Origin of the sequence: Nonomuraea sp. NPDC052116 (assembly GCF_040680035.1) — a bacterium.
In the GTDB taxonomy this organism is placed as follows: Bacteria; Actinomycetota; Actinomycetes; order Streptosporangiales; family Streptosporangiaceae; genus Nonomuraea; species Nonomuraea angiospora_A.
This window is the reverse complement of the sequence record NZ_JBFAWA010000004.1, coordinates 263,644-282,617: the sequence shown is the minus strand read 5'-3', so window position 1 is coordinate 282,617 and position 18,974 is coordinate 263,644. Positions and strand designations below refer to the sequence as shown.

General features: G+C 69.6%; 20 protein-coding genes and 1 tRNA gene. 17 read left to right on the top strand and 4 right to left on the bottom strand.

What is annotated here, in order from left to right; translation table 11 throughout:
• Nucleotides 1-2 precede the first annotated feature (2 nt).
• From AB0L65_RS09390 to AB0L65_RS09315, 16 genes are all read left to right on the top strand, one after another.
• Nucleotides 3-941, top strand: a complete 939-nt coding sequence (locus tag AB0L65_RS09390) for a MazG family protein (protein WP_355197407.1) — start codon at nucleotides 3-5, stop codon at nucleotides 939-941.
• Nucleotides 942-1,044: 103 nt separating this feature from the next.
• Nucleotides 1,045-2,322: a phosphopyruvate hydratase gene (eno, locus tag AB0L65_RS09385; RefSeq protein WP_363970698.1), complete on the top strand. Its 1,278-nt coding sequence runs from the start codon at nucleotides 1,045-1,047 to the stop codon at nucleotides 2,320-2,322.
• A gap of 133 nt (nucleotides 2,323-2,455) precedes the next feature.
• Nucleotides 2,456-2,872 (top strand): septum formation initiator family protein, encoded by a 417-nt coding sequence (locus AB0L65_RS09380; protein ID WP_364242375.1) that lies wholly within the window; start codon nucleotides 2,456-2,458, stop codon nucleotides 2,870-2,872.
• Entirely contained in the window at nucleotides 2,862-3,350 is a 489-nt protein-coding gene (locus tag AB0L65_RS09375) for a DUF501 domain-containing protein (protein WP_364242828.1), read from the top strand. The genes AB0L65_RS09380 and AB0L65_RS09375 overlap by 11 nt, the downstream gene beginning before the upstream one ends.
• Nucleotides 3,341-4,288, top strand: a complete 948-nt coding sequence (locus AB0L65_RS09370) for a Ppx/GppA phosphatase family protein (protein ID WP_350725782.1) — start codon at nucleotides 3,341-3,343, stop codon at nucleotides 4,286-4,288. Before AB0L65_RS09375 ends, AB0L65_RS09370 begins: the two co-directional genes overlap by 10 nt.
• A 173-nt stretch (nucleotides 4,289-4,461) precedes the next feature.
• Nucleotides 4,462-5,568 carry a hypothetical protein gene (locus AB0L65_RS09365; protein WP_364242373.1) on the top strand — a complete coding sequence of 369 codons (1,107 nt, stop codon included), beginning with the start codon at nucleotides 4,462-4,464 and terminating at the stop codon, nucleotides 5,566-5,568.
• 98 nt (nucleotides 5,569-5,666) lie between these two features.
• On the top strand, nucleotides 5,667-5,993 hold the full coding sequence (locus tag AB0L65_RS09360; protein WP_364242371.1) for a PadR family transcriptional regulator: 327 nt from the start codon (nucleotides 5,667-5,669) through the stop codon (nucleotides 5,991-5,993).
• The gene (locus AB0L65_RS09355; protein ID WP_364242369.1) at nucleotides 5,990-6,862 is read left to right on the top strand and encodes a hypothetical protein; all 873 of its coding nucleotides are present in this window, start codon (nucleotides 5,990-5,992) and stop codon (nucleotides 6,860-6,862) included. The genes AB0L65_RS09360 and AB0L65_RS09355 overlap by 4 nt, the downstream gene beginning before the upstream one ends.
• A gap of 18 nt (nucleotides 6,863-6,880) precedes the next feature.
• The gene (locus AB0L65_RS09350; RefSeq protein ID WP_364242366.1) at nucleotides 6,881-7,675 is read left to right on the top strand and encodes a uracil-DNA glycosylase; all 795 of its coding nucleotides are present in this window, start codon (nucleotides 6,881-6,883) and stop codon (nucleotides 7,673-7,675) included.
• Between the two features lie 95 nt (nucleotides 7,676-7,770).
• The gene (locus AB0L65_RS09345) at nucleotides 7,771-9,087 is read left to right on the top strand and encodes an NAD(P)/FAD-dependent oxidoreductase (RefSeq protein WP_364242364.1); all 1,317 of its coding nucleotides are present in this window, start codon (nucleotides 7,771-7,773) and stop codon (nucleotides 9,085-9,087) included.
• A gap of 80 nt (nucleotides 9,088-9,167) precedes the next feature.
• Nucleotides 9,168-9,680, top strand: a complete 513-nt coding sequence (locus AB0L65_RS09340; protein ID WP_350725772.1) for an ACT domain-containing protein — start codon at nucleotides 9,168-9,170, stop codon at nucleotides 9,678-9,680.
• 16 nt (nucleotides 9,681-9,696) lie between these two features.
• Complete coding sequence (locus AB0L65_RS09335) at nucleotides 9,697-10,272, top strand: peptide deformylase (RefSeq protein ID WP_364242362.1); 576 nt, start codon at nucleotides 9,697-9,699, stop codon at nucleotides 10,270-10,272.
• Between the two features lie 49 nt (nucleotides 10,273-10,321).
• Nucleotides 10,322-10,394 (top strand) — tRNA-Leu (locus AB0L65_RS09330).
• A gap of 519 nt (nucleotides 10,395-10,913) precedes the next feature.
• Nucleotides 10,914-11,705, top strand: a complete 792-nt coding sequence (locus tag AB0L65_RS09325) for a Bax inhibitor-1/YccA family protein (RefSeq protein WP_364242358.1) — start codon at nucleotides 10,914-10,916, stop codon at nucleotides 11,703-11,705.
• Nucleotides 11,706-11,873: 168 nt separating this feature from the next.
• Entirely contained in the window at nucleotides 11,874-12,107 is a 234-nt protein-coding gene (locus AB0L65_RS09320; RefSeq protein ID WP_185068609.1) for a DUF4287 domain-containing protein, read from the top strand.
• A gap of 65 nt (nucleotides 12,108-12,172) precedes the next feature.
• Nucleotides 12,173-12,580 carry a PPOX class F420-dependent oxidoreductase gene (locus AB0L65_RS09315; protein ID WP_364242355.1) on the top strand — a complete coding sequence of 136 codons (408 nt, stop codon included), beginning with the start codon at nucleotides 12,173-12,175 and terminating at the stop codon, nucleotides 12,578-12,580.
• A gap of 249 nt (nucleotides 12,581-12,829) precedes the next feature.
• On the opposite strand, the gene AB0L65_RS09310 is transcribed toward AB0L65_RS09315, so the two are convergent.
• The 3 genes from AB0L65_RS09310 to AB0L65_RS09300 form a co-directional block, all read right to left on the bottom strand.
• The gene (locus AB0L65_RS09310) at nucleotides 12,830-14,044 is read right to left on the bottom strand and encodes an acetyl-CoA C-acetyltransferase (protein WP_364242352.1); all 1,215 of its coding nucleotides are present in this window, start codon (nucleotides 14,042-14,044) and stop codon (nucleotides 12,830-12,832) included.
• 45 nt (nucleotides 14,045-14,089) lie between these two features.
• Nucleotides 14,090-15,448: a PQQ-binding-like beta-propeller repeat protein gene (locus tag AB0L65_RS09305; protein ID WP_364242349.1), complete on the bottom strand. Its 1,359-nt coding sequence runs from the start codon at nucleotides 15,446-15,448 to the stop codon at nucleotides 14,090-14,092.
• Nucleotides 15,449-15,537: 89 nt separating this feature from the next.
• The gene (locus tag AB0L65_RS09300; protein ID WP_355197389.1) at nucleotides 15,538-16,545 is read right to left on the bottom strand and encodes an SGNH/GDSL hydrolase family protein; all 1,008 of its coding nucleotides are present in this window, start codon (nucleotides 16,543-16,545) and stop codon (nucleotides 15,538-15,540) included.
• Between the two features lie 146 nt (nucleotides 16,546-16,691).
• On the opposite strand from AB0L65_RS09300, the gene AB0L65_RS09295 reads away from it, so the two are divergent.
• Nucleotides 16,692-18,062, top strand: coding sequence for a cystathionine beta-synthase (locus AB0L65_RS09295; protein WP_364242347.1), 1,371 nt, complete (start codon nucleotides 16,692-16,694; stop codon nucleotides 18,060-18,062).
• Here the strand turns inward: AB0L65_RS09295 and AB0L65_RS09290 are convergent, their stop codons facing one another.
• Nucleotides 18,063-18,920, bottom strand: coding sequence for an NAD(P)-binding domain-containing protein (locus AB0L65_RS09290; protein WP_364242344.1), 858 nt, complete (start codon nucleotides 18,918-18,920; stop codon nucleotides 18,063-18,065). It abuts the gene before it with no gap.
• Nucleotides 18,921-18,974 lie beyond the last annotated feature (54 nt).

Below are 18,974 nucleotides of genomic sequence, written 5' to 3'. Positions count from 1 at the left end.
CCATGCCGCTGACCGTCGTCACCACCTCGCCCAGGGTCCCGCCGGGCCTGCTGAGCCATCAGGCGTGGCAGGTGCTGCGCTCGGGTCCGGTGCTGACCGGGTCCGCCGCGCATCCGCAGCTGCCCTACCTGGCGGAGGCGGGGGTGACGGTCGAGGTCGTGGAGCCCGACCCGCGCGGGCTGGCCGCGCGGGCCGTCGGCGAGAGCGTGGTGTGGCTCGCCTCGGCCTCCGAGAAGGAGGACGAGGAGTTCATGCGCGCGGTCGGGCACGCCGCGATCGCGCTGGAGGAGCCGCCGCTGATCGAGGTGGTGCCGGGCTCGTACGACCTGCCGGGGGCCCGGGTGCTCGACCTGGTCGCCGTGATGGACCGGCTGCGGACCGAGTGCCCGTGGGACCGCAAGCAGACGCACGAGTCGCTGGTGCCGTACCTGCTCGAAGAGGCGTACGAGGTGCTGGAGACCATCGAGCAGGGCGACTACCCGGCACTCCGCGAGGAGCTGGGCGACCTGCTGCTCCAGGTGGTCTTCCACGCGCGGGTGGCCGCGGACTTCGACATGGACGACGTGGCGGCCGGGATCGTCGAGAAGCTGGTGCGCCGCCATCCGCACGTCTTCGGCTCGGTACGCGCGGAGAGCGCCGACGAGGTCAACGACAACTGGGACGCGATCAAGGCGGCCGAGCGGGCCGCCAAGGGCCGGGAGTCGGTGCTCGACGGCGTGCCCATGGGGCAGCCCGCGCTGTCGCTGGCCGCCCAGCTGGTGCGCCGGGCCGAGCGGGCCGGGGCGCCCGACGCGCTCGCGGCGGCCGTCGGGCAGGGGGTGGCCCGGGAGCTGTTCGACCTGGTCCGCCGGGCCGCGGAGGCCGGTCTCGACGCCGAGGCCGAGCTGCGGGCGGCCGCCCGTACGTATCGCGACCGGGTGCGCGCCTGGGAATCGGCCTGACCCTGCGGTGCCCGGTTCGGTGTCCGGTGACCGTGCGGTCCCGCGTGCGGGTGTACCGATAGGCTCTGATGGCATATCGCCTTTCACTTAGGAGCGCAATCCCGTGGCTACCATCGAGGTCGTATACGCCCGCGAGATCCTCGACTCCCGAGGCAACCCCACGGTCGAGGTCGAGATCGTGCTCGACGACGGCAGCACCGGCCGCGCGGCCGTGCCGAGCGGGGCGTCCACCGGCCAGTTCGAGGCGGTCGAGCTGCGTGACGGCGGCAAGCGTTACGGCGGCAAGGGCGTGGAGAAGGCCGTCCTCGCCGTGACCGACGAGATCTTCGAGGAGATCAACGGCATCGAGGCCGAGGACCAGCGCATCATCGACCAGATCATGATCGACCTGGACCGCACGCCCAACAAGGCCAAGCTCGGCGCCAACGCCATCCTGGGCGTCTCGCTGGCCGTCGCGAAGGCCGCCGCCGACAGCGCCGACCTGCCGCTCTTCCGCTACGTCGGCGGCCCCAACGCCCACGTGCTGCCCGTGCCGATGATGAACATCCTCAACGGCGGCGCCCACGCCGACACCAACGTGGACATCCAGGAGTTCATGATCGCGCCGATCGGGGCGGAGACGTTCCGCGAGGCCGTGCGCATGGGCACGGAGGTCTACCACGCGCTCAAGGGCGTGCTCAAGGAGAAGGGCTACGCCACGGGCCTGGGCGACGAGGGCGGCTTCGCGCCCAACCTGCCGTCCAACCGCGACGCGCTCGACCTGATCCTGGTCGCCATCGAGCGGGCCGGCTACGTGCCGGGCGAGGACGTGGCGCTGGCGCTCGACGTGGCCGCCTCCGAGTTCCACAAGGACGGCGTCTACACGATCGACGGCAAGGGCCTGTCGGCGCAGGAGCTGATCGAGTTCTACGCGGACCTGGTCGCCAACTACCCGCTCGTCTCCATCGAGGACCCGCTCGACGAGGAGGACTGGGCCGGCTGGAAGGCCATCACCGAGGCGCTCGGCGACAAGGTGCAGCTCGTGGGCGACGACCTGTTCGTCACCAACCCCGAGCGGCTGGAGCGCGGCATCAAGGAGGGCACCGCCAACGCCCTGCTGGTCAAGGTCAACCAGATCGGCACGCTGTCGGAGACCCTCGACGCCGTGGACCTGGCCCACCGCAACGGCTACAAGTGCATGATGAGCCACCGCTCCGGCGAGACCGAGGACACGACGATCGCCGACCTCGCGGTCGCGGTCAACTGCGGCCAGATCAAGACCGGCGCCCCGGCCCGTTCGGACCGGGTGGCCAAGTACAACCAGCTGCTGCGCATCGAGGAACTCCTCGACGACGCCGCCCGCTACGCGGGTCGCGCCGCCTTCCCGCGCTTCCGGCGCTAGGTTTTTTGCGAGGGAGCGCCGTCGTTTTCCTCACCATGGAGGGAGCGAAGCGACCGGAATGGTGAGGAAAACGACGGCTCCAGGGCGACCGAGCCCGCCTCACGAAGTGAGGCCATAGGCAGGGGGTGCAGCAATGGCGAAAAGGCCGCAGTTGACCGGGCGGGCCGCCATCCTGGCCGTCGTGGTGTGCGCGATCGCGATGAGCCTGGCCTACCCTGTCCGCGAGTACATCAGCCTGCGCCGCAGCATCGCCGAGCATCGGGCGGAGAAGGACAGGGTCGAGGCGGAGAAGCAGACGCTGCTGGAGCGCGACCGGCAGAGCGACGATCCCAACTGGATCAAGAAGACGGCCAAGGAACGGCTGCACTACTGCGGGCCCGGCGAGAAGTGCTACGTGGTGATGGACCAGCAGCAGATCAAGGAGCCGGCGACCGTGCAGCAGGCGCCGGCGCCGCCGCCGTGGTACGAGACGCTCTGGGAGTCGGTGGAGGCCGCCGACAAGGGCACCGGCCGCCGGGCCGTGACGGGGAAGGAAAGTGTTGGACGGTAAAGACGTCGAGACGGTGCGACTGCAGCTCGGGCGGCCGCCCAGGGGGCTGCGCGGAGTGGCGCACCGCTGCCCGTGCGGCAACCCCGACGTGGTGGAGACCGCGCCGAGGCTGCCCGACGGCTCGCCCTTCCCGACTCTCTACTACCTGACCTGCCCCAAGGCGGCCTCGGCCATCGGCACGCTCGAAGGCTCGGGGCTGATGCGGGAGATGCAGGCCCGGCTGGCCACCGATCCCGAGCTGGCCGCCGCCTACCGCGCCGCGCACGACGACTACGTGGCCAGGCGTGACGAGGCGGCGAAGGAGGAGGGCATGGAGCCGCTCCCGCGCGACATGCAGAGCACGGGCGGCATGCCGCTGCGGGTCAAGTGCCTGCACGCGCTCGTCGCGCACGAGCTGGCGGCGCCGGGGAGCAACCCGTTCGGCAGGGAGGCGCTCGACGCCCTCCCCGACTGGTGGGGTGACGGACCATGCGTGTAGCCGCCGTCGACTGCGGCACCAATTCCGTACGCCTGCTCATCGCCGACGTGGGCGACGATCTCATCGACGACGTCGAGCGGCGGATGGAGATCGTCCGCCTCGGCCAGGGCGTCGACAGGACCGGCAGGCTGGCCCCTGACGCCCTTGAGCGCACGTTCAAGGCCATGAGGGTCTACCGGGAGCTGATCGACCGGCACGGGGCTGTCAGGACCCGTGTGGTGGCCACCAGCGCGACCCGGGACGCGGCCAACAGGCAGGAGTTCGTGGACGGGGTCCGCGAGATCTTCGGGGTGGAGCCGGAGGTCGTGTCGGGGGCGGAGGAGGCCGAGCTCTCGTTCGTGGGGGCGACCAAGGGGCTGGTCCGGCTGTCGCCGGAGACCGAGATGCCGCAGGGGCCGCTGCCGCCGTACCTGGTGGTGGACATCGGCGGCGGATCCACCGAGTTCGTGGTCGGCTCCGAGCACGCCGAGGCGGCGCTGTCGGTGGACATCGGCTGCGTGCGCCTGACCGAGCGGCACCTGAAGGACGCCGGCGACCCGCCCTCCGCGCCCGCGCTGGAGGCCGTGGTGGCCGACATCGAGGCGGCGCTCGACCGGGTCGAGGCGGAGGTGCCCGTGCAGCGGGCCCGCACGCTGGTGGGGCTGGCGGGGTCGGTGACGACGGTCGCGGGGATGGTGCTCGATCTGCCCGCTTACGACTCGGCCAGAATTCACCACTCGCGGATTTCGGCCGGGCAGGTTCATGAGGTGACGCGGCGGCTGCTGGCGATGACCCATGGTGAGCGTGCCGAGGTTCCGGTGATGCACCCGGGAAGGGTCGACGTGATTGGCGCCGGCGCGCTAATTCTTGACCGGATCGTCCGTCGTTTCGCGTTTTCGCAGGTCGTGGTCAGTGAACACGACATCCTTGACGGTATCGCCTGGTCTATCGCCCGATAGCTGAAGAAATCCGGACATTTCAGGTCTATGGCCTGTGTTGAGCGTGCAATCAGTATTGTGGTTAGGTAAAGGGGCATTACGGGGGCTTTGCCATATTGCTGTGCACGGAAGGTGCCGGCGTGGCGACCGTTCCCGAGCGCGTCTCTTCCCTCAAAGGAATGGAGCACTCTCACATGATGTCTGTTGGGTTAGCACGTAAGGCGGCGGCGTTCGGTGCGTCCGCCGCGGTGCTGGCCGCCCTGGCCGCGGGCCTGGTCGCCAGCCCCGCCCAGGCGGCGACGGCCGCCAAGGCCGCTCCCAAGGTCGCGGTGTCCGCGCCCTCGGTGTCGGCGGGCGACTACGAGGGAGCCTGCCCGGTCAAGGTCAACTTCGCGACCAAGATCAAGGTTTCCGTCAAGGGCAAGACGGAGCTGGCCTACCGCTGGCTCCACGGCGACGGGTCCAAGAGCAAGGTCAAGGTGATCAAGCTCTCGGGCAAGGGCACCAAGTCGGTGACGGTGAAGCAGTCCATCACCTTCAAGGAGAGCGTCAAGGGCTGGGAGGCCGTTCAGGTCCTCGGTCCGAAGAAGGCCACCTCCAAGAAGAGCTACTTCTCCGTCTCCTGCCAGGAGCCCAAGGAGGTGCGTTCGCACCTCGACGTGTCGGTGTCCGCCCGCGCATGGGCCAGCCCCGACTCGTACTCCGGCGTCTGCACGCCCGGCGACAAGATCGACTTCGTCGGCCTGATCGAGGCCGACCGCCCGACGTGGGTCCGCTACCGCTGGATTCTCAACGGTGAAGTGGCCGACTACGGCAGGGTCAAGGTCTACGACACGCGCAAGGTCGGCTTCGGCATCTCCCCGCGTCACAGCCAGCGCGGCTGGGCGCAGCTCGAGATCGTGAGCCCCGAGGGCACCTCCTCCAACCGGGCCTACTACAAGGTCTGGTGCAAGGACGATGCTCCGACCCCGGCTCCCGCCCCCAAGGTCTCGGTTTCGAGCGCGTCGGTCTCCGGTACCCGGTACGACATGTGCGCCGACGACCGTGGCCCCGGGGTGGACTTCAGGGCCACGCTGACCAGCACCGGCCCCACCACCGTGCAGTACTACTGGGTCGTCAACGGCGTCCGTGACCACAACACGCTTGAGCGTACGGTCAACGGCAGCCTCGACGTGACCTGGGGCATCGGCGGAGCGCAGAACTCCACCAAGACGGAGGGCACCGTAGAGCTCGTCGTCACCAGCCCGAACGCCGCGTCCTCGGGCGTCGCCTCTTACTCGGCGACCTGCCCGCCCAAGTAGGCCGCAGCCTAGGCTGACCGGACCGGGTGGCAGCCCTTGCGGGCGCCACCCGGTTTTCTCGTTGCCACTACTACGCTTTGCACAGTAGTGTGCATTACGTGGATAGCAGCCAGCTCCTCAAGGGCGTGCTCGACCTGGCCGTGCTCGCCGTGCTCAACGAGCGCGACGGCTACGGCTACGACGTCGTGCGCCGGCTGAGGGAGGCCGGCCTGGAGGAGGTGGGCGACGCCTCGGTCTACGGCACGCTGCGCCGCCTGTTCAAGGCCGGGGCGCTGACGTCGTACGTGGTCGCCTCGGACGAAGGGCCGCACCGCAAGTACTACGGACTCAACGAGGTCGGCCGGACCATGTACGCCACCTCGGCCAAGACCTGGACCTCGTTCTCGGCGACCATGGCATCCCTGCTCAAGGAGGGACAAGCATGACCCCCGAACAGTACGCACAGGCCGTACGGGATGCCCTGGCAGACCATCCCGAGCGCGGCGAGTTACTCGAAGACCTCGACGACCACCTGGCCGAGATCGCGGCCGAGTCGGAGCTGCCGCTGGAGGACCGGCTGGGCCCGCCCGAGGTGTACGCCGAGGAGCTGGCGGCCGCGTACGGAGACCGCCCCGAGAGCGGCGGGAAGCGCCGCATCGACCCGCGGGCGTGGGCGCTGGGCGCGCACACCCGGCTGATGGGCCAGGGGCCGTACCGGAGCTTCGTGGGCTTCCTGCCGGAGCTGCGCCCCGGGTGGTGGGTGCTGCGCGGCTACCTGCTGGCCCTGCTGCTGCTGGCGCTGACCGGCCAGGGCGGCATCGTCCCGTCCGACCTGGCCGGCTGGGCGCTGGTCGCGGCGGGCGTCTGGATCTCGGTCTGGGTCGGCAGGCGGCGCAGGGGACGGCTGGCCGCGGGGCTCGTCGGGGCGCTCAACCTGGTCGCGGCGCTGACGTTGTTCGGCGGGATGGTGGAGGCCGCGTCGTACGGCGGTCCCGAGCGGGCAGACGTCGTCATGGTGAACCCGTCGCCGGTGTGGGTGGACGAGGCGTCGTCCAACGACCGCGTGTACAACATCAAGCCGTACGCCAAGGACGGCACCCCGCTGAGCGACGTCTACCTCTACGACCAGGACGGCAAGCCGCTGATCACCAACCCCGGGAACTTCGGATACACGGTCGACAGGTCGTGCGGCGAGCCCATACTCAACCGCTACCCGCTGCCGCTGGTCCAGGACGGCCTCGCGGATCCGCAGACCGCGCCGGAGCCGAGGCCGACCTGCCCGACGGCCACTCCCAGTCCGAAGCCCGCCAAGTGATCGGGCACCATCGGTGTCATGAGCTTCGTACCTCCTGGCACCGGCTGGCCGGAAGACCCGGCGACCGCTGACACCCCGGTCGCCCACGACCCCGCGGACGTGCGCCGCCTCGCCGCCACCAGTGACACCCTCGCGGAGCTCACGGCCGGACAGTCCGTCTGCCGTGCCTGTCCCCGCCTGGTGGAGTGGCGCGAGCAGGTCGCCGAGGCGAAGCGGCGCGCGTTCGCGGACGAGACGTACTGGGGCCGCCCGGTCCCCGGCTGGGGCGCCGAGCGCCCGCGGATCCTGCTGGTCGGCCTGGCCCCGGCGGCCCACGGGGGCAACCGCACCGGGCGGATCTTCACCGGCGACCGCAGCGGCGACTGGCTGTTCGCCTCGCTGCACCGCACCGGCCTGGCCGCGCAGGAGACCAGCACGCACGCCGGGGACGGGCAGCGGCTCATCGACACGCGGGTGGTGGCCTCGGTGCGCTGCGCGCCGCCCGCGAACAAGCCGCTGCCCTCGGAGAAGGCCGCCTGCTTCCCGTGGATGGCCAGGGAGGTGGCGCTGGTGGCGCCGTACGTACGGGTGGTCGTGGCGCTCGGCGGGTACGCCTGGCAGGCCGTGTGGCCCGCGCTCAAGGACGTCGGCTACGAGCTGCCGCGCGCCAGGCCGCCGTTCGGGCACGGGGCCGAGGTGGAGGTCCGCCACGCCGGCGCCCCCGTCACGCTGATCGGCTGCTACCACCCCAGCCAGCAGAACACCTTCACCGGCCGCGTGACCGCCCAGATGCTCGACGACGTCTTCACCAGGGCCAGGTCACTGGCTGTGTGACGCGTTCCACCACCCCCGGGTTGGATTCATCAAGCGCGCTTGACGTAAGCTTGTGAATGCTTTCACAAGCACTCCACGAGGGATGGGGCCTCAGGATGAACAAGCACATCTTGATCGTCGGCGGTGGATACGTCGGCCTGTACACAGCGCTTCGGCTGCAGCGCAGACTCCAGCGGGAGCTGCGCGACGGCGAGGCACGCATCACGATCATCGACCCCCAGTCCTACATGACCTACCAGCCCTTCTTGCCTGAGGCGGCGGCGGGTAACCTCTCGCCCCGGCACGTGGTGGCCCCGCTGCGGCGGATCCTGCCCAAGGTGCGGATCCTCAACGGCAGGGTCACCGAGGTCGACCACGACGAGCGCACCGTCACGTTCCAGCCGCCCGAGGGCGCGCCGCGCCAGGTGGCCTACGACGTGATCGTGATGGCCGCCGGATCGATCTCGCGTACGCTGCCCATCCCCGGCCTCACCGACATCGGCATCGGCTTCAAGGCAGTGGGCGAGGCCATCGCCCTGCGCAACCGCGTGCTGCACCTGCTCGACGTGGCCGAGTCGACCGACGACCCGGAGGTGCGGCGCAAGGCGCTCACGTTCGTGGTGGTCGGCGCCGGGTTCGCGGGCGTCGAGGCGCTCGCGGAGCTGGAGGACATGGCCAAGGACTCGACGCGCTACTACCGCAACATCAAGCCGTCGGACCTCCGCTGGGTGCTCGTGGAGGCCTCGAACCGGGTGCTGCCCGAGGTCGGCCCCGAGATGGGCAAGTGGACCCTGGAGCAGCTGCGCGAGCGCGGCATCGACGTCAAGCTCGAGACCCGCCTGGAGTCCTGCACCGACGGGCACGTGATCCTCTCGGACGGCTCGGAGTTCGACGCGGAGACGCTCGTGTGGACCGCGGGCGTCAAGCCCAGCCCCGTGGTCAACGACAGCGGCCTGCCGCTCGACGAGCGCGGCCGGATCAAGTGCACCGCCATGCTCACGATCGCCGGCACGAGCGACGCCTTCGCGGCGGGAGACGCCGCGGGGGTGCCCGACGTCACGAACCCCGGCCAGTACTGCGCCCCGAACGCCCAGCACGCCGTCCGCCAGGCCAAGGTGCTGGCCGACAACATCGTCCGTCACCTGCGCGGCCAGCAACTGGTCGAATACCGCCACAAGTATGTCGGATCGGTTGCCGGTTTGGGCCTGCATCAGGGCGTCGCCAATGTCTATGGCGTCAAGCTTCGCGGATTCCCTGCGTGGTTCATGCACCGGACCTACCATCTGTCGCGGGTGCCGACGCTGAACCGCAAGGTCCGTGTCGTCGTCGATTGGACCCTGGCCCTGTTCTTCAAGCGCGAGACGATCTCGCTGGGTGAGATGGAGCACCCGCGTGAGGACTTCAGGGCCGCAGTCGCGACGACCCGTCGCTAGCCCAGGAACGGCAAGCGCCCCGGCGAACCTCGCCGGGGCGTATTCGGCACCCCTGGTCGCAAGCGGAAGGGGTACCACGGGTGGGGCTCTCAGCGGTGACCGTGCTCGGCGTCGACCGGCCCGGCGTGATCGCCGCGGTCACCGGTTCGCTCGCCGACTGCGGAGCGAACATCCAGGACTCGACGATGACGTTGCTCGGCGGCCACGTGGCGATGATGCTGCTGGTGTCGGGCGATCTGGACTCGGCCGAGCTGCTGAAGCGGCTGTGCGCGCCCGATCTCGTGGTGACCGCCTCCGCCATCGAGGCCCAGCGGCACTTCTGCGAGGAGGGCGGCGGTCTCGGTTACGTACTGACCGTGCACGGGCCCGACCGGCCCGGGATCATCTCGGCCATCAGCGCCGTGCTCGCCGCCGACCGAGGCAACATCACCGGGATGAGCACCAGGCTCACCGGCCGTCTCTACGTGCTGATCGCGGACGTCGAGCTACCGAAGGAGGTGGACGTGGCGGCGCTCATGCGCAGGCTGGCGGCAGTCGGCGCCGGACTCGACTCGGAGATCACCTTCCGCCCCGTCGAACCGGACCTGCTGTGAACGAGCAGGAGGACAGATGAACGGATGGGGCGGCGAGCCTTGGGGTGCGCCCGGCGGCCGTGATGTGCTCGGCGGTCGCGTGGGGACCCCGCGCGAGGTCCTCGGCGCCCCGCACCCGCTCCTGTCCGCCGCCGCCGAACTGGTCGATCCCACCGACCCCGAGATCGTGGCCGCCGCCGCCGATCTCCTGGCCACCCTGCGCCGGGAGACCGCCACGACCGGGCTGGCCGCCCCCCAGATCGGCCTGAGCTGGCGCCTGATCGCCTTTGATGCCGGACTCCACCCCCGGAGCCGTTCGTGGGCCGGAGAGCTCGTTCTGGCCAATCCACGCCTCGCCAGAGCGTCCCACTGGGACCCGGGGCGCGAGGGCTGCACGTCCATCACGGGACTCACGGCAGATGTCCTCCGCGCCACCCGTATCACCGTACGTGGGCATTTGCCAGGTACGGGGGAGCCCGTCACCATCGAAGCGGACGCCTTCGAAGCCCGCTGCATTCAGCACCAACTCGACCATCTGGACGGTCTACTCTTCTTGGACAGAGTGCCTGGAGCCCTCTCACTTCACCGCAGACTTCACAGTTGTGACGCCTGATGCGAAGTTGTGCTCCTCTTAACCATGGTCTGTTTCGTATGATTGCGGCGCCCCCGTAGCCCAATGGCAGAGGCAAACCCCTTAAAAGGGTTGACGTGCGGGTTCGAATCCCGCCGGGGGCACTTGCCGTCTTCATCGCCTTTGGGTTCCTGACCTGGAGGTTTACCGCGATCGTCGGACGGGCCTGTTGCGGCCGATATCGAGTTGTTACGGTGTCGCGCCGCCTGCGGGCGCTTCGCCCCTGCTGGAAGGGCCTGTGGGCGCCGACGCCGGACCGGTTGGGGCCGACGTGGAGCGGCCGAGTAAGCTCAGGTGGGCGTCGTTTACTTTTCGCCTTCGGCATATTGACAACGGGCTGTCTTTCTGCCTCTCCGGGCTTCTCCCGAACGTTTCTTTCTGTGAATGCTTGACTACGCCATTACTGCCGGTCTTTTCTCGTGGACGCACAGTAAATAGGACGTGCCGAGACCCTGGGCCCTGGGCTGCGGATGATCTTGAAGGGCGAGCTCGATGACCTTGGGAACTCTGGGCCGGGCACGTTCGTTGGGAAGCTGCCGAAGTCCCGAATGAACATCGATCTAACACGTCAGTTGACCAAGGTGTCGCCGCGCACCGTAGGCTCGGCGTCACAGGAGGCAGCGATGGAGAGCAAGAACCCCGTTTTCAGCAGGTCGCGGCAGCAGTCCGCGGGCTGGGCCGGGCCGTCCCCGACCCCCGACCAGCTGCAGAACATGTACGACGCGCCGTCGTACGCGCAACCCACTCGGCCCGCGTACCGCACCATGACGCTAGACGACGTCGTCGTGCGCGGGTTTCTCACCCTCGGGGCTCTCGTCGCGGCCGCCGCCGCGGCCTGGGTCCTCAACGTCCCGCCAGGGATCGCCATCGGCGCCGCGATCGTCGCGCTGATCCTCGGGCTGATCGCCTCGTTCACGCAGAGCACCAACCCGGCGCTCATCCTGGGGTACGCCGTCGCCGAGGGCGTGTTCCTGGGCAAGATCAGCTCTGTCTTCGAGGGCATGATCAGCGGCATCGTGCTGCAGGCCGTGCTCGGCACGGCGTTCGCGTTCGGCGCGGTGCTGACGGTCTACTCGTTGCGGATCATCCGCGTCACACCCAAGCTCGTGAAGTTCGGCCTCGCGGCCGGCATCGCGGCGCTCGGGCTGCTGCTCGTCAACCTGATCCTCGGCTTCTTCGTCGACGGCGGCCTCGGCCTGCGCACCGACAGCCCGATCGGCTGGGCCTTCAGCATCGTCATGATCCTGATCGGCTGCTTCTTCCTGCTGCTCGACTTCGACTCGATCGAGCAGGGCGTGCGGGAGGGGGCGCCGGAGAAGTTCGCCTGGCAGTGCGCGTTCGGTCTGACGCTGAGCCTCGTCTGGATCTACCTCGAGGTGCTGCGGTTCGTCAGCTATTTCACCAGTAGTGATTGATCGTTAACGTCTGCGTCACCCCCGAGGGCTCCGCCGTTCCGGCGGGGCCCTCTCCTTGTGTGACCGAAAATCTACGTGCCGTCACAAAATGATGCCTGGTTGGGGGCTTGCCATTCGGACGCTGGTGTTGCAGGGTCGAGCAAAGGACCCTTATTCGCGGAGGTGCCCATGTCCTTGAACCACTCACCGGAGACGCAGACGAAGCTGATCGCAAGAGTCCCGTCCATAACGGGGCGCGAACTCCCCGAGTGGTTCCAAGCCATCGACAACGGCCCGGCTTTCCTGAGGTGTGACGAGCGGGCCAACTGGCTTGCCGACGAGCACGGGCTATCCCACGGCTACGCCGCCGCCATCGTGCACGAACACGAGCGGCACCGCCGTAACCGCATGGGCTTCATCTAAGCCCATCCATCCTCGCGCCCGTGCCCCAGGCGCGGGCGCGTCCTCATGGGCGTCATCATGAGGAGATGGACCTCGACAAGGCACTCGCCTTCCTCCGCACCCACCACCGCGCCGTCCTGCTCACCAGGCATCGCGACGGGCGCCCGCAGATGTCCCCGGTGACCGCCGGCGTCTCGGGTGGCCAGGTCATCATCAGCACCCGCGAAACGGCCGTCAAGGTCCGCAACGCCCGCCGCGACCCGCACGTCTCGCTGTGCGTCTTCACGGACGGCTTCTACGGCGAATGGATCCAGGTGGACGGGACGGCCGACATCCAGTCGCTCCCGGAGGCCATGGAGGGCCTGGTCTCGTACTATCGCGACATCTCCGGCGAGCACCCGGACTGGGACGACTACCGCGCCGCCATGACCCGCGACCGCCGCGTCCTCCTCCGCATCACCCCCCACCACGCCGGCCCGGACACCCACGGCTGACCCACCCCCGACCCGCCTCCCCCTGCGATGGGGACGCCGCCGATCGGGCGCCCGATCGGCGGGGCGGGCGCGGTGGTGCCCGGCGCAAGACGGGCGGTGGGCAAGGTGGGGGAACGTAACCGGGCAACCATGGGCTCGCGTAGCGGCGCTCAGCCGGTGAAGGGTCAGAGGCCGTTTCCCTGGAGGGCCCTCAGCCGGAGTATGGCGGGTGGTTGCCCGGGCAGCGCGTAAAAGATGGATGGGACGTGGTCAGAGGCGTTCGAGGATCATGGCCATGCCCTGGCCGCCGCCCACGCACATGGTTTCGAGCCCGATGCTCTTGTCGTGGTGCTGCAGGCTGTTGATCAGCGTGGACGTGATCCGCGCCCCCGTCATCCCGAACGGGTGCCCCACCGCGATCGCCCCGCCGTTGACGTTGAGCCGGTCCAGCGGGATCCCCAGATCCCGGTAGGACGGGATCACCTGGGCGGCGAACGCCTCGTTGATCTCCACGAGGTCGACGTCCTCGATCGCCATCCCCGCCCGCGCGAGCGCCTGCTTCGAGGCCTCCACCGGCCCCAGCCCCATGATCTCCGGGGACAGCCCGGTGACCCCGGTCGAGACGATCCGCGCCAGCGGCGTGATCCCGAGTTCGGCCGCCTTGACGTCGCTCATCACGATCACGGCCGCCGCCCCGTCGTTCAGCGGGCAGCAGTTGCCGGCGGTCACGGTCCCGTCGGGCCGGAAGACCGGCTTGAGGGTGGAGACCTTCTCGTACGTCGTCCCCGCCCGCGGCCCGTCGTCCTTCTCCACCACCGTCCCGTCAGGCAGCGTCACCGGCGTGATGTCCTTGGCCCAGAACCCGTCGGCCAGCGCCTTCTCGGCCAGGTTCTGCGAGCGCACCCCGAACTCGTCCTGCTCCTGGCGGGTGACCCCCTTGAGCTGGGCGAGGTTCTCGGCGGTCTGCCCCATCGCGATGTAGATGTCAGGGACGACGCCGTCCTCGCGCGGGTCGTGCCACACCTTCCCGCCCTCGGCGAAGGACTTGGTACGCGCCAGGGCGTCCAGGAAGACAGGGTTGTGCGTGTCGGGCAGCGAGTCGGAGTTGCCCTTCGTGAACCGGGACACGGTCTCCACCCCGGCCGACACGAACACGTCCCCCTCGCCCGCCTTGATCGCGTGGAAGGCCATCCGCGTGGTCTGCAGCGACGAGGAGCAGTAGCGCGTCACGGTCGTGCCGGGCACGTTGTCCAGCCCGAGCATCACCGACACCACCCGGGCCATGTTGAACCCCTGCTCGCCCCCGGGCAGCCCGCACCCCAGCATGATGTCGTCGATGGACGAGGGATCGAGCTGGGGCACCTTGGCCAGCGCCGCCTGGATCATCTGCACGGTCAGGTCGTCGGGGCGGATCTCCTGGAGCGAGCCCTTGAAGGCCCGGCCGATCGGGGAACGCGCGGTCGCGACGATGACTGCCTCGGGCATGGCCCCTCCTTTGTCGGGTGCTACAGATAGAACTATATTCCGGTCCTATCCGTACATGCCGGGCGCGGTGGAGGTTTGGTCGTTGATGGCGTGGATGGCCCCCTGCTCGTCGCGCCACAGCCGCCACCCGTCCTGGCTGCCGGTGAACCAGGGAGGCGGCACGACCGCACCCTTGACCTGCTTGCCGGTGGCGAGGTCGTACTCGCAGACGGCCGCCGTCGAGTAGAAGCCCGGCGCCTGCCCGCGCAGCGGCAGCGGCTTGGGGTCGGTGACGCAGAAGGACCAGCCGTGCTGCTCCTCCACCGGCACCGGCTTGCCCGAGACCAGGTCGAACGCCGTGCCCTTGGCGTCGTGCTTGAGGAAGCCCAGTTTGTCCATCCGGTCGGGGAAGGCCAGCCACCAGCCGGACCCGGGCACGTCGGCCGCGGTGACCTGCCCGACCACCCGGCCGCTCTCCGAGTCCAGCCGGGCGAAGCCGCCGTAGGCCCCCTGGCGGTCGACGGGGCGTACGACGGGGGCGTAGCCGGGGCTGCCGCTCGGATAGACGCGTACGACCGAGGGCCGCATCCAGTTGATCGTCCCGTTGGCGATCTTGACGGAGAAGAGGCCGAAGGCGGAGACCTTCTTCGTCTGGGGGTTCGTGTAGGGGGCGACGTAGCCGACCAGATTGTCGCCGGTCGCCCCGAACGCCCACCCGCCCGACATGTCGATCCCCGGGCCGAGCGCCTGCTCGATCGGCTGCTGCCACTGCAGCTTGCCGGTCTTCAGCTCGTACGACTCGATCATGGGGCTGGCGGCCAGCCGGAGCAGCAGGACCCGGCTCGGGTCCGACCACTCCACCTCGGAGATCCCCGGCAGCTTCCACAGGGTCTTCCCGGTGGCCGGGTCGAGCACCACCATGCGGGCCTTGGCCAGGGCCGTGTGCTCCGACACGCAGACGTACGGCCCGCACCGCTGCGGCCCGAACGTCGAGTGCACCGGCCTGCTCCACTTCTGCGCCCCCGAGTGGGCGTCGCGGGCGATGAGCGTGGCGTTCCAGTGGCCGCTCTTGGCCGGGTCGAGCGCGACGACCACGCCCTGGCCCGGGGACGTCTCGACGACCGCCGGGGCCGAGACGCCCATGCCGGGCAGGCGGCCGGCGATCGTGGCCGGGTAGGACCACAGCCGCTTGCCGTCGCGCAGGCCGACGGCGACGGTCTCCAGCGAGCCGTCGGGCTTCATGGAGGTGGCGGCGACGACCCCGCCCGCCACCGCCATCCGGCTGACGGCGTTGACCTGGGTGTTCTGCCAGGTCGGGAAGTTCGGGGTGGTGGCCGCGTCGCTGCCGGAGCAGGCGGCCGCGGAGAGGACTCCGACGAGGGTTCCGGCGAGGGCTACGGTCGGTTTCCAGAGGGGTCGCTGCACGGGCAATCCACTCCAAAGGGGACGAAGAGTGGCGACGCGGGCGCGCAGAGTAACCGACACTGGCACTCGGCGGGCCTTGACGGGGGACGTCAGGCGTCGTCGAGCGTCTCGCCGAGCCGGGACGTCAGACGCCGGGCGTCGTTGAACGTCTCGCCGAGCCGCCGGCGGAACAACGTCGCCCACTTTCCGTGCAGGCCCGTCGCCCGTCCGTCGACCCGGGTCGCGGTGACCTCGGTGCCGGGCTCCTCCGCGGCCGTAGCCGCCGCAAGGTAGATCGGTTGTAGTGCTTCGCCGCGTGCGGGACGCGGCTCAGGCCACAGCCCCAACGCAGCGCACACTGACGGTAGCACCGCGTAAGCGGCCTGCGCGTAACCTCGGGCAGATGGATGGAAACGATCCGGTCCGAACATTTCTGCCGGATTTGTTGCGAACTCGGGGCCCAGAAGGTCGGCGAACGCCACCGTACGGCCGCCCGCGTCCACCACCGCCACCGTCTGCGCCGCGGCGAGCTGGCGGCTCCACCGCCGCGCCACCCAGCGCAGCGGCTGCCCGATCGGCCGCACCGTGCCGAGGTCGGGACAGGTGCCCACGACCACCTCGACCCCCGCGTCACGCAGCCGCCGCACGGCTTTGGCCAGATGGCGTACGGCGACGGCGGGCGGCGTCTGCGTGATGATGTCGTTGGCCCCCACGAAGATCACCGCGATGTCGGTCTCCATGGCCAGGGCCTTGTCCACCTGGTCGCCCAGTTCGGACGAGGGCGAGCCCGACTTGCCGACGACGAGCAGGTGTACCGGGCGTTCGGCGACCGAGGCCAGGCCGTGCGCGAGCAGCGCGCCGGGGGTCTGGGCGGGGTCGGTCATGCCGAGCCCGACCGACGTGGAGTCGCCGAGCATGGCGATCTTGAGCGGTTCGCCGGGAAAGTCGCCGTACGTGCCGTCGGAAGGCGGCCCGTCCAGGCCGTGCGGCTGCCCGATGGCCCGGCGCGCGAGCAGCCCTTCGGCGACCAGCAGCCCGTACGCCGTCGCGCCGAGGGCCGTCAGCCCGCCGCCTCCGAGCGCCGCGGCGGTGGCGATCTTGCGTGCCGCGCGCGCCATACCAGCTGGCCAGACCACCGTACGTGCCCTCCTAGTCGAACTCAGCGGTAGCGTTTGCTTGAAAACTAGCCGAGTGCCGGCCACCCCCACTGGATCTCGGCCACTGGCAAGCTGACCAAGCTTCGGTAAAGAAGGTGAACACCGCGGTGCGCGTTTACGATTCCCTGGTTGATCTCATGGGGAACACTCCGCTCGTCCGGCTGCACAAAGTCAACGCGGGGTTGTCCGCACAGGTGCTGGCCAAGGTCGAGTACTTCAACCCGGGCGGCTCGGTCAAGGACCGCATCGCCGTACGGATGATCGAGGCCGCGGAGGCGTCCGGCGAGCTGCGTCCGGGAAGCGTGATCGTCGAGCCGACCTCCGGCAACACGGGGGTTGGCCTGGCGATCGTGGCCCAGCAGAAGGGTTACCGGTGCCTGTTCGTGGTGCCGGACAAGGTGGCCCAGGACAAGATCGCGGTCCTGCGGGCCTATGGGGCCGAGGTCGTGGTCTGCCCGACCGCCGTCTCGCCCGACCATCCCGACTCGTACTACTCGGTCTCCGACCGGCTGGCCCGCGAGGTGCCGAACGCCTGGAAGCCCGACCAGTACTCCAACGTCAACAACCCCGACTCCCACTACCACTCGACGGGTCCGGAGATCTGGGAGCAGACCGAGGGCCGGATCACCCACTTCGTCGCGGGCATCGGCACCGGCGGCACCATCAGCGGCACCGGCCGCTATCTCAAGGAGGTCTCCGGCGGCCGCGTGAAGATCATCGGGGCCGACCCGGAGGGCTCGGTCTACTCCGGCGGCAGCGGCCGGCCGTACCTGGTGGAAGGGGTGGGCGAGGACATCTGGCCCGCCACGTACGACACCAAGATCTGCGACGAGATCATCGCGGTGTCCGACAAGGACTCCTTCACCATGACCCGCAGGCTCGCCCGCGAGGAGGGGCTGCTGGTCGGCGGCTCCTGCGGCATGGCGGTCGTGGCGGCGCTGCGCGTGGCGGCCACGGCCGCGCCCGACGACGTGATCGTCGTGCTGCTTCCCGACGGCGGGCGCGGCTACCTGTCCAAGATCTTCAACGACGACTGGATGGCCGACTACGGCTTCCTGACCACGTCGTCCGAGGAAGGGCTGGTCGCCGACGTGCTGGCGCGGAAGGGGGCGGGGCTGCCGGAGTTCGTGCACGCGCATCCGCACGAGTCGGTGGGCACGGCCATCTCGATCATGCGGGAATACTCGGTGTCCCAGCTCCCGGTGATGAAGGAGGAGCCGCCGGTCATGGCGGCCGAGGTGGTCGGCTCCATCGTCGAACGCGACCTCCTCGAAGCCCTCTACCACGGCAGACTCTCCTCCGACGACCAGATCGGTGATCACATGTCGGCGCCACTACCCATGATCGGTAGTGGTGAACCTGTGGCCCGTGCGGTCGAAGCGCTGGAGAAGGCCGATGCGGCCGTTGTGCTGGAAGACGGCAAGCCCTCGGGCATGATCACCCGCCAGGACCTGCTCGCCTTCCTCGCGAATCACTGATCAGGGCTTCCTGATCGACTCGATCACGGTGCCGAGCCCTTCGTGGCCCCGGCCCTCGGCGTCGGCGCGCTCGAACAACGCCTTGAGCGCGCCCGGCACCGTGGTCTCCAGCCCGGCGTCGGCCAGCGCCTCCACGGCGTGGCCGATGCCGACGGCCTGCATGTGCAGGGAGTTGAGCTCGCCCGGATACTTCCCGGCCGCGAACTCCTCGGCCAGGATCTTGGCGTACCCCATGGGCCCGTCACCGCCCAGCTGGGTGAACAGGTCCCGGGCGAACGGCAGGAACTCCTCCGGCGCGGTCCCCGCCGTGCGCAGCATCGCCATGGCGTGCATGAAGCTGGTCAGGCTCGACCAGAAGATCAGGAGCTGGGCCTGGTAGTACATCATCGCCAGCGCCCGGTCCGCCCCGACGTAGGTGACCTCGCTCAGCGCCTCCAGCGTCCCGGCGTGCCGGTCGAGGACGTCCTTGGGGCCGCTGTAGAAGGTGTACGCGCCCGGCTGCCCGATCCCCGGCGGCGGCACCATGATGCCCGCCGTGATCAGCGTGCCGCCGCGCTCCTCCACCCACCGGGCCGCTGCGCGCAGTGCCTCCGGGGTGTCGGAGCTGAGGTTGACGACCACCTTCCCGTCCAGCCTGGCGTCGCCGAAGCTGTCGTACATCGCCTGGTAGCTGATCTGGCTGACCACCAGCAGCTCGCCGTCCGCCGCGCTCGCCGCCTGCCTGGCGCCTTGGGCGACCAGCGGTGCCGTCCTGCTCGCCGTACGGTTCCAGACCGCCACCTCGTGCCCGGCGGCCAGGAACGTCTCGGCCATCTTCGAGCCCATCGGGCCCATTCCCACGACTGTCACTTGACTCATGCCCGACACCCTCGGACACGCCGCTACGGAAATCCTTCGGCCCCGCCACGGGTT

Excerpts from the sequence above, each read along its gene's own strand:
- AB0L65_RS09390 (WP_355197407.1), top strand. The coding sequence starts at position 3 with ATGCCGCTGACCGTCGTCACCACCTCGCCCAGGGTCCCGCCGGGCCTG.
- AB0L65_RS09380 (WP_364242375.1), top strand. The coding sequence starts at position 2,456 with ATGGCGAAAAGGCCGCAGTTGACCGGGCGGGCCGCCATCCTGGCCGTC.
- AB0L65_RS09370 (WP_350725782.1), top strand. The coding sequence starts at position 3,341 with ATGCGTGTAGCCGCCGTCGACTGCGGCACCAATTCCGTACGCCTGCTC.
- AB0L65_RS09365 (WP_364242373.1), top strand. The coding sequence starts at position 4,462 with ATGATGTCTGTTGGGTTAGCACGTAAGGCGGCGGCGTTCGGTGCGTCC.
- AB0L65_RS09355 (WP_364242369.1), top strand. The coding sequence starts at position 5,990 with ATGACCCCCGAACAGTACGCACAGGCCGTACGGGATGCCCTGGCAGAC.
- AB0L65_RS09350 (WP_364242366.1), top strand. The coding sequence starts at position 6,881 with ATGAGCTTCGTACCTCCTGGCACCGGCTGGCCGGAAGACCCGGCGACC.
- AB0L65_RS09345 (WP_364242364.1), top strand. The coding sequence starts at position 7,771 with ATGAACAAGCACATCTTGATCGTCGGCGGTGGATACGTCGGCCTGTAC.
- AB0L65_RS09335 (WP_364242362.1), top strand. The coding sequence starts at position 9,697 with ATGAACGGATGGGGCGGCGAGCCTTGGGGTGCGCCCGGCGGCCGTGAT.
- AB0L65_RS09325 (WP_364242358.1), top strand. The coding sequence starts at position 10,914 with ATGGAGAGCAAGAACCCCGTTTTCAGCAGGTCGCGGCAGCAGTCCGCG.
- AB0L65_RS09320 (WP_185068609.1), top strand. The coding sequence starts at position 11,874 with ATGTCCTTGAACCACTCACCGGAGACGCAGACGAAGCTGATCGCAAGA.
- AB0L65_RS09315 (WP_364242355.1), top strand. The coding sequence starts at position 12,173 with ATGGACCTCGACAAGGCACTCGCCTTCCTCCGCACCCACCACCGCGCC.
- AB0L65_RS09310 (WP_364242352.1), bottom strand. The coding sequence starts at position 14,044 with ATGCCCGAGGCAGTCATCGTCGCGACCGCGCGTTCCCCGATCGGCCGG.
- AB0L65_RS09300 (WP_355197389.1), bottom strand. The coding sequence starts at position 16,545 with ATGGCGCGCGCGGCACGCAAGATCGCCACCGCCGCGGCGCTCGGAGGC.
- AB0L65_RS09290 (WP_364242344.1), bottom strand. The coding sequence starts at position 18,920 with ATGAGTCAAGTGACAGTCGTGGGAATGGGCCCGATGGGCTCGAAGATG.